Origin of the sequence: Dietzia sp. B19 (assembly GCF_014145155.1) — a bacterium.
Classification (GTDB): domain Bacteria; phylum Actinomycetota; class Actinomycetes; order Mycobacteriales; family Mycobacteriaceae; genus Dietzia; species Dietzia natronolimnaea.
In genome coordinates, this window is the sequence record NZ_JAALED010000575.1 from 1 (window position 1) to 12,236 (window position 12,236).

At 62.8% G+C, this 12,236-nt stretch carries 13 protein-coding genes; 5 read left to right on the plus strand and 8 right to left on the minus strand.

The window, feature by feature from the left end; genetic code table 11:
- Positions 1-40: 40 nt before the first annotated feature.
- A complete protein-coding gene (locus G6020_RS16410; protein ID WP_107746580.1) occupies positions 41-895 on the minus strand; it encodes a cytochrome c biogenesis CcdA family protein in 855 nt (284 codons plus the stop codon).
- Positions 892-1,545 carry a TlpA disulfide reductase family protein gene (locus tag G6020_RS16415; protein WP_235027362.1) on the minus strand — a complete coding sequence of 218 codons (654 nt, stop codon included), beginning with the start codon at positions 1,543-1,545 and terminating at the stop codon, positions 892-894. Before G6020_RS16415 ends, G6020_RS16410 begins: the two co-directional genes overlap by 4 nt.
- Before the next feature lie 241 nt (positions 1,546-1,786).
- On the opposite strand from G6020_RS16415, the gene G6020_RS16420 reads away from it, so the two are divergent.
- From G6020_RS16420 to G6020_RS16430, 3 genes are all read left to right on the plus strand, one after another.
- Positions 1,787-2,671: a cation diffusion facilitator family transporter gene (locus G6020_RS16420; RefSeq protein WP_241731126.1), complete on the plus strand. Its 885-nt coding sequence runs from the start codon at positions 1,787-1,789 to the stop codon at positions 2,669-2,671.
- A 270-nt stretch (positions 2,672-2,941) separates the two neighbouring features.
- On the plus strand, positions 2,942-3,685 hold the full coding sequence (locus tag G6020_RS16425) for a M23 family metallopeptidase (RefSeq protein ID WP_081615259.1): 744 nt from the start codon (positions 2,942-2,944) through the stop codon (positions 3,683-3,685).
- A 195-nt stretch (positions 3,686-3,880) separates the two neighbouring features.
- On the plus strand, positions 3,881-4,849 hold the full coding sequence (locus G6020_RS16430; RefSeq protein WP_227022437.1) for an SURF1 family cytochrome oxidase biogenesis protein: 969 nt from the start codon (positions 3,881-3,883) through the stop codon (positions 4,847-4,849).
- Between the two features lie 158 nt (positions 4,850-5,007).
- On the opposite strand, the gene lnt is transcribed toward G6020_RS16430, so the two are convergent.
- The 3 genes from lnt to G6020_RS16445 form a co-directional block, all read right to left on the minus strand.
- Positions 5,008-6,486 carry an apolipoprotein N-acyltransferase gene (lnt, locus tag G6020_RS16435; protein WP_235027363.1) on the minus strand — a complete coding sequence of 493 codons (1,479 nt, stop codon included), beginning with the start codon at positions 6,484-6,486 and terminating at the stop codon, positions 5,008-5,010.
- A gap of 313 nt (positions 6,487-6,799) precedes the next feature.
- On the minus strand, positions 6,800-7,165 hold the full coding sequence (locus G6020_RS16440; protein ID WP_017836387.1) for a cytochrome b5 domain-containing protein: 366 nt from the start codon (positions 7,163-7,165) through the stop codon (positions 6,800-6,802).
- The gene (locus G6020_RS16445) at positions 7,162-7,656 is read right to left on the minus strand and encodes a hypothetical protein (RefSeq protein ID WP_223210127.1); all 495 of its coding nucleotides are present in this window, start codon (positions 7,654-7,656) and stop codon (positions 7,162-7,164) included. Before G6020_RS16445 ends, G6020_RS16440 begins: the two co-directional genes overlap by 4 nt.
- 585 nt (positions 7,657-8,241) lie before the next feature.
- Here G6020_RS16445 and G6020_RS17595 point away from each other — a divergent pair.
- Positions 8,242-8,868 carry a M23 family metallopeptidase gene (locus tag G6020_RS17595; protein ID WP_182611321.1) on the plus strand — a complete coding sequence of 209 codons (627 nt, stop codon included), beginning with the start codon at positions 8,242-8,244 and terminating at the stop codon, positions 8,866-8,868.
- Position 8,869: 1 nt separating this feature from the next.
- On the opposite strand, the gene G6020_RS16455 is transcribed toward G6020_RS17595, so the two are convergent.
- Positions 8,870-10,027 (minus strand): ATP-binding protein, encoded by a 1,158-nt coding sequence (locus G6020_RS16455; RefSeq protein ID WP_107746584.1) that lies wholly within the window; start codon positions 10,025-10,027, stop codon positions 8,870-8,872.
- On the minus strand, positions 10,024-10,722 hold the full coding sequence (locus G6020_RS16460; protein ID WP_017836391.1) for a response regulator transcription factor: 699 nt from the start codon (positions 10,720-10,722) through the stop codon (positions 10,024-10,026). The genes G6020_RS16455 and G6020_RS16460 overlap by 4 nt, the downstream gene beginning before the upstream one ends.
- A 367-nt stretch (positions 10,723-11,089) precedes the next feature.
- Here G6020_RS16460 and G6020_RS16465 point away from each other — a divergent pair, with 367 nt between their 5' ends.
- The gene (locus G6020_RS16465; RefSeq protein ID WP_241731127.1) at positions 11,090-11,722 is read left to right on the plus strand and encodes a cytochrome c biogenesis protein ResB; all 633 of its coding nucleotides are present in this window, start codon (positions 11,090-11,092) and stop codon (positions 11,720-11,722) included.
- A 97-nt stretch (positions 11,723-11,819) separates the two neighbouring features.
- On the opposite strand, the gene G6020_RS17360 is transcribed toward G6020_RS16465, so the two are convergent.
- Positions 11,820-12,236: transposase (locus G6020_RS17360; protein ID WP_241732789.1), on the minus strand; the 417-nt coding region annotated here is incomplete at its 5' end.

The window sequence follows — 12,236 nt, forward strand, 5'->3', positions numbered from 1 at the left end:
TGTCCGAAATCAACGCGGCAGGTCAGCCATCGGAGCACTGTCAGATCGGCAGAGTGGTGTCGGAGACGGCGAAGTCGCGGAGCCAGTACACGAACTGCGTCCAAATGCCGCTGAGCAGCAAGATTCCGACGACGATGAGCATGATGCCGCCGACGATCTGAATCGTTCGCGTGTGTCGTTGCAGCCAGCCCACTGTGCGGATGGCTCTCGTCGAACCGAAGGCCACCACAATGAAAGGCAGTCCGAGCCCCAGGCAGTACGCCACGATGAGCAGTACTCCGCGTGCGGCGTCGAGTCCGGTTCCGGCGGCAACTGACAACGCCGCTGCCAGAGTCGGTCCGAGACACGGCGTCCATCCCAGGGCGAAGACGGCGCCAAGTAGCGGCGCGCCCGCCCAGGTGGAAAGTGCTTTCGGCTGCATTCGAGTGTCCCTCTGGAGGGCGGGTATGGCCCCGATGAACACCAGTCCCATCAAGATGGTCACCACACCGCCGAGCCGTTGCAGCAATTCTTGCCGGGGGGCGAGGTATTGCACGGTGCCCAGCACCATCGCCGACAGCAGTACGAAGACCACGGTGAATCCAGCAACGAATAGCACCGCGGCGAGGACGACTCGTCGTCGCGATGACACCCGCTGACGCTGCTGTTCAAGAGTGAGCGAGCTGGCTTCGGCGCGGCGTTGCTCGGCGGCCTGCACAGTCACCGCCGGGCGCTCTGCACCCACGATGCTGGCCATATATGCCAGATACCCGGGCACGAGCGGGACTACGCACGGCGAGGCGAACGAGACGAGTCCAGCGAGGACACATGCTCCCAACGCGAGCAGCAGAGGTCCGGAGGCAGCAGTTTGTTGGAACGTCTGGCCAATAGATTGCGCAATCAGCACCGTGTTCATGCAGCGTCGCTTTCAGCAGGCTCGGCCAGCAGTCTCTCGATGACCGGCTCCAACTGGGTGTCGGTGACCTCTGCTAGATACACCGCAGCGACTCGGTGCTGTTTGTCGAGAATCAGTGTCGCTGGCACCACCGAGGTGGGGAAACCATGTAGCGCCGCCACCGCGGCCTGCGACGGGTCCCAAATTGAGGGATAGGTGACCCCGTTGTCCTCGATGAAGTCGACAGGCTTTTGCCGATTCGGGTCCCGCAAGTTGACGCCGAGATTGGTGAAGCCTTGCGCCTGGTACTTGTCCTGCAGTCGCTGCAGGTCGTCGGTTTCCGTCCGGCAGGGCGCACACCACTGACCCCACAGGTTGATCAGCACCACCTCGCCAGGAAAGTCTGCGACCGCCACAGTGGCCTCCGGATCTACTACTTCCGGGCCAGACATCGGAGCGATCTTCTGGCGGTCCGCCGGCGGATCATAGAAGATCTCAATCTGGCCGCCCGGGCTGACAAAATCGAACGTCTCACCTGAAGCGACGGCATCAGTGCCGCTAGCGCAGCCAGTAAGTACAAGCGAACTCACCACCACTGCGGCCAGTTGGCATCTTGCCCGTCTGCCCCAGCTACCGGGCTGCGCACCCTTGCCGAACACATCCGTCGTCATCACAGCATCAGCACCACTCTTGCCTGCACAGTCACACCGGACGATTGTGCCGCCCCTACCCCATTGGTTCGGTCGGGGTTCGATGAAGGTCTGATCAAGATTCCCGAGAGAAGCTGTGGGCGCCGCGAGACCGATGCACAGTGTGCAGCTGACACGAGAACCGGATTCCGAGTGCAAAAAGGAGACCCCCATGGCACATGGGCATGGTGGACACGGGCAGGTGCAGGCTCGTGGGTGGGGCATGGCTATCTCGGCCTGGCTGACGGGAATCTACTTCGTCATCGAGTTGGCGATCGGGCTGTGGACCGGCTCGGTTGCGGTGATCTCGGACGCTTTTCACACCTTCTCGGCGGTCGGTGGTGTCCTAGTCGCCATCTTCGCTGCTCGACTCGCCCGCCGCCCCGCAGACGAGAATCGCAGCTTTGGCTGGTACCGCGCCGAGATCGTAGGCGCGCTGGTCAATGGCGGTTTCCTGCTAATCATGGCGATGGTGGTGATCGTGATGGCTGCCATGCGCATGAATGATCCGGTTGACCTGCCCACGACGCCCATGCTGTGGGCAGCCGCGGGAGGCTTGCTTACCGAAATCGTCGCCCTGAGCCTGATCTGGAAACAAAGCCGCAGCGACATGAACGTTCGTGGCGCGTTGTGGCACATCATCCAGACCTTCGTCGGCAGCCTGCTCATCATCGTCACCGCACTAGTGATCAAGTTCACCGGGTTCTTGCTGATCGATCCGCTGCTCGGTTTGGCGTTCGGCTTCGTGCTTGTATGGGCAAGCTGGAGCATCCTGCGCGACGCCACCCATCTGCTCATGGAGGGCACACCCGACGAGGTCTACCTGTCTGACGTGACTGAAGACCTGGCAGCGATAGATGGGGTGGAAGACGTCCATCATGCCCATGCTTGGGCACTAACCAGTGGACGTTTCGTGTTCTCCGGCCACCTGCGCACCTCCGCAAGCGCCGATCCGCAGATCGTTCTCCAATCCGCCTCCAACCTGCTTCAAGCTCGGTACCGCTTCTTCTTTTCTACTGTGCAGGTGGAGACCGACTGTCCCGACGAGACTGCGGCATCAGCGATCGACATCACACGTGCGGCGGGTACGAGGAGGGGGCAGGAGTAAGGACCTTGATCCTGCTTGCGTTGATCGCGGTCTAGTCACCCGGGACGATTGCGGGGTGGCCCCGACCGGACCGCATCCGAACCAAAAATCACGTCGGGGTAACGGTCGGGCGATGCCGTAGATGACTAACAAATGGCGTATGAACTGCTGATTTCTGGATTCTCAGGAAACTCTCCGTGACCGGACGATATGCAACTGTTACCGTTTCGGGAGTCTCCAGTGGTCGTCGGTATGAAGCTGCGACCATCGCTTAAGTTGAAGGAATCAATCATGTCGAGCTCCTCCAAGAGCGTTCCGTTCGCCGATCTCATGGACTCGCTTGGTGTGGGCCACCGCATCTCTGCTGGTGGGCGTCATCGCGCCAACCGATCCAGGGGAGTGGGCCGGATCGCCGCCACCACGCTGGCTGGCGCCGCAATCGCCGGTGGCGCGGCGCTTAGTGTCGCCCCTGTGGCCGCTGCCCAATCGTCTGATCCCGAGCACGTCGGACAGATGGTCGAAGAGGCTGCCGCCCGCTATGGCATCGGAGCTGACGCGGTCCGCCAGTATGCAAGTCAGGCCCCCGGGCTGAGCCAGGCGCTCGGATTCGATACTGCTCAGTCGTCGTCTTCGGCGTTTTCGGTCGCCAGCCAAGCTCACAGGCCGACTGATGGAACGATCACCTCTGGCTTCGGCTCGCGGTGGGGCGCTAACCACAATGGCACCGACATCGCTGCGCCGATCGGCACACCCTTGTATGCAGCCAAGTCCGGCACGGTCGTGGCCTCCGGCCCCGCTTCCGGTTATGGGTTATGGATTCGCATCAAGACCGATGACGGCTATCTCTTGGAGTATGGCCACAACAATGCCAACTACGTCACCGAAGGCCAGCAGGTCACCGCCGGCCAGGTGATCGGTGAAGTCGGTAACCGTGGCTACTCGACTGGTCCGCATGTGCACTTCGGCGTACAGAATCCCGCCGGCCAGTGGATCGACTCGGTGTCATGGTTGGCCGCGAACGGCGTCGTCATCTGAGGACGTAGACAACGACCTGCTGCTCGACACTTCCGATCCAGGCCCGGATGCCACAATTCGGCACGCAACACGCTGATCTCGCCGGATCGGAACCATCCCTGCCGACAGTGGCGGGAGGCGGGCACGATTAATGATCGCCGGAGCTGGTGCCGACAGGAGGGCCCCGATGCCGACCGTCCTACCACCACGCCTACCGTGAACGGCGTGCAGAGGGTCTTTCGCGTGATGACGCCGGGGTGGTTGATTTCCTTCATCGCCGTCGCACTGTTCGTCTATACGTGCTTCACACTGTTGGCGCCATGGCAGTTAGGCAAGAACGAGGATTTGAAGACGCGCAATTCCCAACTTCTTCACAGCGTCGAAGCCGATCCAGTGCCGTTGACGGAATTGACGGCGCGGGACGCGCCGTTGGACGAATCCGAGTGGCATCGGGTCACAGTAACCGGTCGCTATCTGCCCGAAGACGAAGTGCTCTTGCGGCAGCAAGCTGTCGACGGGGAACAGGTTTACCAAGTTCTCACCGCATTTCGGACCGAGGGCGGCGATGATCTGCTTATTAATCGTGGATGGGTTCGCGTTGGCGAGAACAACACGGTGCCGACCTACCCGGCCGCGGTAGCCGATCCAGTGACCATCACCGCCAGGCTCAGAATGCCCACCGACACCCCGGCCGAACCGATAGTTCTGCACGATCGTCACATGGTGCGCTCCATTGAAACCTCGACGATCGGTCGGGTTCTGGATCTCGATCTTGCTGGCTATCATCTCCAGCTCCCCGGAGGCCAACCAGGATCACTCGAGCCAACTCCGATACCGGAAGTCGAGGCGGGTTCGTACCTGTCCTATGGGCTTCAATGGCTTGCATTCGGAGTTCTAGCGCCAATTGGGCTTGGCTACTTTCTGTGGAGTGAAATCCGGGAGCGGCGCCGCCAACGTAGCCAGGGCAACGACGAGCAAGGCAGCCTAGGCGACGGTGCTGTGGGACCTGGTGACAGGGATATCGATCCTGATGTCGTATCCGGTCATATTGCTGAGGTGGATGCGGCCACGGAGGCAGTGGCCCATGACCGCCTCGTAACGATGACCGTTCGTGATCGCTACGGCACCAGATTTGAGGCTGAACGCCGACGGCGTCTACGTCCGAGAAATAGGCTCGATTACTGAGTCCAATCCTCGAGCTGGCTCTCGCCCTTACCTCGCGGGAGCTCATCAATTTCTCGCCCTCGGCGCCCTGCCCGACATGCTCACGTTGAGCGCCTGCAGCCGGCCCGGCCGACGACGGGTCCGCTCCCGATATCGGCGCGCACTCATGGCCGGGGATCTCAGCCCCGCCGACGGCGGCTAGCAATCCACCCCACCAGCATCGCGAATACTGCGGTGACCGTGATGATGAGTTCAGGAATTGAACGTAATCGGGTGGCAAGTGTGAACTCGGTATTGAGCGGGACCTGTGCGACGAGGGCATCGGCAGTGAACATTTCGGTCTGCTCGAGCACATCGCCATTCGCCGCGATAATCGCGCTGACACCGCTGGTGGCCGCTACCACCACCGTGCGGTTGTGTTCGACAGCGCGCAGCCGCGACATCGCCAGCTGCTGATAGGTCATGTCGGTATCGCCGAAGGTTGCATTGTTCGTTGGTACCGCGATCAACTGCGCCCCCGACCGAACCGACTCGGCCACCAGATCATCGAACGCGACCTCATAACAGGTGGCCACAGCGAGCGGTGTCTCATCGATGGTCACCACACCATCGCCGTTACCGGGCACGAAGTTGCCCGCCTGCGCGGCATAAGGCGAAAGCTTGCTCACGATCGATCGCATTGGCAGATATTCACCAAATGGAACCAGTCGTCTTTTGTCGTGCGCATCGCCAGGTCCTGTTCCTTGCTCCCACACCAGCGCTGTATTTCGGGTGGTACCGGAGCCAGTGGACACCACCGCCCCCACAAGGATCGGAGCGCCGATTGCCTCTGTGGCCGCATCGATCTGTTCTGCAGCGTCGGCATTGCGAAACGGGTCGATGTCTGATGCGTTCTCCGGCCAGATCACCAGATCCGGTGCGGGCTTCACCCCCGCTGCGACCTCGGCGGCGAGAGCGTCGGTACGAGCCACATGATTGTCCAGTACAGCGCGCCGTTGCGCGTTGAAATCCAGACCGAGTCGGGGCACGTTGCCCTGGACTAGGGCAACCGTTTTAGAGGGGGTGGTGATTGGTGCGGTAGAGACGGGTATCGAGCCGAGTGCAGAGGCGGTCACAAGCACCGCCCCGAGTAGCAACACCGAGCGCCAGGCGGAGCGCCGAGCAAGTCCGACGACCACTGCAGCCGTCGCGCTGCCCACCAGTGCAACGGACAGGCTCACCCCTGGCGCCCCAGCGATCTGAGCGATCGCCAGCAATGGTCCATCAGTCTGACCGAACGCCAGCCGGCCCCAGGGAAACCCACCGAAGGGCAGGCGCGCTCGAACCGCTTCGGTGGCCACCCAGCAGCACGCGATCCACAGTGCAGCCCCGGGCAGCCGCGCCACCAGTGCGGTGGCCCCAGCGAAGACAGCGACTGCCACGGCCTGTAGCGCCGCTAATGCTAGCCAGGGGACAGCGCCGACATAAACCCCCACCCAGGGCAGTAAAGGTACGAAGAACCCGAGACCAGCCAGGTATCCCAATCCGAACGCGCCGCGCACGCCGATCCCTCGGACCGCCAGAACCAAAATGGCAAGACCGGCCGGGGCGAGAAACCACAAGGATAGAGGCGGGAAACTGGTGTACAGCAGTATTCCTGCGCCCAATGACGACACCATTCGACCAAGCGCACGGCCGACGGGGTGACTATTTAGCCACCGCCGAGAAGGCGTTGACCGCGGTTGATTTCGGGTAACCCCGCCCATCCTGAGGCCGACTGCTGGCAGTACCACCGATTGCGGCCCACGGTTCTTCTGTCGTGTTGTCATGTCACGCTCGCGAGGTGCGCTCTCGTCTTCCGCAGAGGTCGCGGGGGGAGCGAATCGAACCCGTTCACGGCCTCGCTGAGTCCACGCGCGCGGCCCCGGAGCGGGGCCCGGCACATGCCTCCGACCGGGACGCACAGAGCGGATCGGAAGCATATCTGCCGGGTCACCCGGCGAGCTGGCCGATCTGGAACTCGGCGAGCCGCGATTGTGGCTGGGACGCTCCACTGTGCTGGTCGGTGAAACTCTCTGTCCCGTCTGTGCCGCACAGCTGCTCGATCCGGTCCGGCCCGCCCGGGTGTTGGTCGACCCACGCGGTGAGGTCGTAGACGATGTTCTCGATCACGGTCCAACACGAGTCGGTCGAATCGTTCTGCTGGACCTCGGCCATCGTGACCTGTTTCTCGGCTCTCTCGCCCGTCTGGAGCTGCTCTGCCTGCTCTGGCGCGCCCGTGTCGTTCCCGGCGCAGCCCACAGCTAGGAGCAGGGCGGCGGTGGAGCCGGAGGCGGTGAGTGTCCTGCGCAGTCTCATTCGATCTCCTCGTATAGTGATCTACCGAAAGTCCAGGCGGCCAGCCACGTACACAGGACCGTGAGCACCAGTGCTACGCCGATGTGAAATGCCAAGGTCGAACTGCCCCCTAAGCTCGCTTGGGCGAACGTGGCCCCGAACAGGACGAGGGCGACGACTGCAGCCCAGCGACCTCGCCGTGTAGCCCACGCGCGCCACCCTAGAACCAGAGCCAGCACGCCGGTGAGGACATGAAGGGCGATGGCGGCCGAGCTGTGGACGTCCAGACTGGTGCCGTCCTGGACCAGCACCCCTGCCGAAGTGAAGAGGAGTCCGAGGGCGCTGACTGTCACTAACGCCACCGCTCGTGCGAGCAACAACAATCGTCCGGAAATCTGTAAATCTTGTGATCGCGACACTTTCCCTTTCTCGAGCTGCTCGTCCACTTCTTCGTGGTGGGAGGCGGCCGGCGACCCGCCCCACTTGTCCCCCAATGCCGCACGCACTGTCACATCTGGAGATTGTGCTGTGCTGACCTCTTGATTCGGTCGGGGTTTGATGAAGGTCTGATCAAGATCCCGGACGTGACGGTCGCTGACGCGGTGCTGAATTGGTGCGCGGCCAGTTGGGGTGAACCTGGGTGAAGCCTGTCAGGACGTCCAGCTTCCGAAGGCCTTCCCATGTCGCCCACGTAGTCCCTGACACTCGCAACAGGCAGCTTGATGAACGCTGCCAGAGGCTGTGGTCAGAGGGAGACTCTAGGCACGATGCACGCTTGAGGGAGCCGCTCCCGGTCGTTCTTCGACACGGGCGTGCAGGCCCCCACTTCTTGCGACGGGGACTCTGCTCGTCTAAGTTCGAGCAGAAGTCACATCACGAAACCATCACGGTATAGCGGCAGGGGAGACACGGCGGCAGTGGAGCGAAGACGTGCACGCCGCAAGGCACACCCTTTAACTGTCGACATCTGGGCGAGTTCTGGTCGCCCTCGAGGTGGCGGTACGCATCGCCAACCCTCCGCCCGGCCCGAGTTACGCGATCAGGTCGTCGTCGTCACGGTCGCCGCCGGGGCCATCGTGTCCTCGATAAGTTTTCTAGTGGACCAGCACACAGAGGCTGGTGGTGAGCACATTCACCTCATCGCGCACGAGGAGTCGATCAGTCCTGCTGGCCAGTCTGGAGACATAGCCCTTCCCCCGGCTGAACTGCCTGGGCCCGTTGCGGTGCAAGGCGACATCCCGCTGGAGAGCGCTGCCGCCATGGTGTCGTCATTGGCGGCAGGCACCGAAATCGACGCTCGCCGGCAAGTTGCCGAGGAGACCGCGCGCCGTCCAACAGCAGCGATGCCGACAGTCGGGACCCTCACGTCTGAGTTCGGCCAACGCTGGGGCTCGCTCCACGGCGGCATCGATATCGCAAACGTGATCGGAACCCCGATCGTGGCGGCGACTGACGGGACCGTCATCGATGCCGGCCCGGCGCAAGGGTTCGGCAATTGGGTCCGACTGCTGTCGGATGAGGGCACGATGACCGTTTATGGACACATGGAAGAGGTTCTCGTGTCCACCGGCCAGCGTGTACAGGCTGGACAGACGATTGCCCTCATGGGAAGTCGTGGCTTTTCCACCGGGTCGCACTTGCACTTCGAGGTGTGGTTGAACGAGGGACGGGAGCGCGCCGACCCCATCGAGTGGCTCCGGGAAAACGGTATCGCGACCAACTGAGTCAGCCCTTGGAGTGAGCCGGGGTCTGCGGTAAGGAGATCGTGAATCGGGCGCCGCGGCCGAGCCCGTCGCTGTGAACGCGGATATGGCCTTCGTGGGCTTCGACCAGTGCGCGAGTAATGGTGAGTCCGATGCCGCTTCCTCCGTGTGCCCGGTCGCGTGCGGTGTCGACGCGGTAGAAGCGGTCAAAAATGTGGTCGAGGTGCTGCGCTGCGATGCCTTCTCCAGTGTCGGCGATAGTGATCTCCACGTTCCCGTTGTGTAGGCGACTGGTGACGGTGACCATCCCACCTGAGTCGGTGTGGCGGAGCGCGTTGTGCAAAAGGTTGGTCAGGACCTGGTTGATTCGATCACTGTCGACAGTGATCGGTATTGCCTGATCAATACGTGCTTGGAGCAGCACATTTTTGTGCGAGTACTCGGGGCGCAGGGCGTCGATCGCGGCCGCGATGATGCTGCGAGTGTCGGTACCGATGGGGATGAGACGCGTGAGGTGTTCTTCGGCTCGGGACACCGCGCTGACGTCGTGAGCGAGCCGGCCTAGCCGACCAGTCGCGGTTCGCAGAATGCGCAGCGTGTCGTCGTCGAGTGCACGGACGCCGTCTTCGATTGCCTCAAGGTGGGATTCGAGCGTGGCCAGGGGAGTCCGCAACTCGTGTGCGAGATCTGAGAGCATCCGTCGGCGTGTGGTTTCGGTGGCATCTAGTCGTCGTGCCAGTTCGTTGAAGCTGGCGACAAGATCGTCGAATTCACGACCTATTCTCGGCTCGTGTACTCGTGAGTTGTATTCTCCACCGGAGATCTGCTGGACTGATCGGGTGACCGGGGTGATCGATCGTTGAACGCGGCGGGCGATGTAGCCGCTGACAGCCAGCGACAAGATCACCGATACCGCCAGTGCGATCGACCAAGACAGCATCATTGACGAGTTGAATGCCTCCTCCATATGGGCTGCTTCGGAGGAGTTCTGTGACAGTCCGGCCATCTCCAGATGCTCGTGGAAGATTCCGGGGGCAAGTATTGCGGCGACGACCCAGGCACTGACTGCGAAACCGATCATCACAAAAGCGAGCGCCGCCAGTAGCCGGGTACCGAAGGTGGCAGTGGTGAACCACCGCTTGAGGCGCGTCACGTTGTCACCCAGATCGATCCGGCTCACTGACCATCTCCGGTGCGGTAGCCGACACCGCGGACGGTGCGGATGTATGCGCCCCGGGACGCAGTGTCTCCGAGCTTGCGTCTGAGGTGCGCGATGTGGACATCAACAAGGTGCGTGTCGCCGACCCAGTCGGGCCCCCAGATCGCATTGATCAACTGCGTCCGGGACAGCACCAAGCCGGGGTCTCGCGTCAGTGCCGCCAAGAGGTCGAACTCGGTCCTGGTCAACTGGATCGGGGTGGTGTCGACGGTGACCTCGCGGCCTTCGACGTCGATTGCCAGTGCCCCAATCCTTCGCAGCTCTCTGTGATCGGAGGCCGCAGACGGGGAGCGTAAGGCCGTAGACGATCGAGGACGGCGCAGCATGACCTGGATGCGGGCCATGAGCTCTCGTGGGCTGAACGGTTTGGTCATGTAGTCGTCGGCTCCCACGGACAGTCCGATGAGGGTGTCGACCTCCTCGGTGCGGGCGGTGAGCATGACGACATACGCATCGGAGAAGGTGCGCAACTGGCGGCACACTTCGACGCCGTCCAGCCGCGGAAGACCGAGGTCTAGCACGACGACGTCGGGATCGACTTGCCGGATCAGGTCGACTGCGTCCTGCCCGTCATGAACGACCGTGAGGTCGAAGCCGTCACGAGTCAGATAGGTACCGATGAGGTCGGCGAGCTCACGCTCGTCTTCGACGACCATCGCCCGCAACCCTGCGGTCGCGCGAGTGGTCGGTGACTCACCTTCAGGTCCGGCGTCTCGAGAATCGGATGTGGACATAAGGCCAATCATCGTCGTAGGTCTGCCACTGGCGCCTACCGCGTGCTCGATCTTGATCAGACCTTCATCAAACCCCGACCGGATCAATGGGGTCGGCGAAGGACAATCTCCAGATGTGACTATGCGTGCTAGAGCGGTGCTGATGATGCTATGAAGCCGGCGACGCCCCACCGGAGCTGCCCCTCGATCCGGCTCGTCGCACCGGGAACGGCAGAGGGGACTCAAATCAGTGCCTAGGATAGCTCCGGTCACCGCGTTCATGCGCAACTCATGGCGCACTCTCACCGCGATGCGCACGGCATTGATTCTGCTATTTCTGCTGGCGGTGGCGGCGATACCGGGGGCACTCCTGCCGCAGCGCAGCCTCAACCAGGGAAACGTCAATCAGTACATCGCGGACAACGGCTGGCTGGGGGAGTTCTTTGACAAGCTCCAGCTGTTCGACGTGTTCTCCAGCTGGTGGTTCACAGCCGTGTACGTGTTGCTGTTTATATCCCTGGTGGGCTGCCTGACACCGCGGTCGATTGATCTGGTCAAACAACTCAAGGCCCCGCCGCCGCTCGCCCCGCGTAACCTTGCACGCCTGCCGCATCATGCGGCGTACCGGACCACGGCCACGCCGGAGCAGGCTGCGGACCAGGTCCAAAAGAGCCTCAAGGGCTGGCGGGTCCGTCGCAACAACGGGGACGGTCGCGTGTCGGGCAGCATCGAGCTGTCCGCGGAGCGCGGATATGCGCGCGAGGTGGGCAACATCGTATTCCACTTCGGCTTGCTGTTCCTGCTGATCGCGTTCGCGGCCGGCAAGTTCGTGTACGCGGAGGGCATGCGGGTGATCATCGCCAACGAGGAAGCGCCGGCCTTCTGCAACACCACGCCTAGCCCCGCTGATTCATGGAGTGTGAGGAAGGCTTCTGCCGGGTGACGGTGGGTGCGATTGCGTCTATGGGCGTGCGGGAGCGCCGGCTGGCGCTGCCGGTGGCGGGTCTCCGGGTGGTGCTGTCGTGGGCGGGCAGGTGAGGTCAGGCGGGTTTGGGGATCGCGGCGATCGTGCTGAACACGGCGACGATAGCGACCGCCCAGGGCCACGTTTCGGGGATTTTCACTCTTCGTCGTCGCCCGCTGCGGGCCAGTCGGGCCGCGGCGTGGAGGAAGCGGTAGCGCAGCGCCTTGGGCTCGCACAACGCCAGGACTGCGGCGTCGCCGGTACAGGCCAGCATCCGAGTCCAGGCCACGAGGTCAGCGGCGAGCATCACCGCCACCAGCCACGCCTGGTTGAGGGCGAACTCCCGGGAGGGAAGCCGGCCGAGCCCGGTGTCTTTGGCGTGGCGGATGCGGTCCTCCACTCGGGCGTGAGCCCGGTGCCTGGCCTCGAGGAATTGGAGCTGGCCGGTGGCGGTGTTGGTGACGAACGCCTGGTAGCGCCACCCGTCGATCTC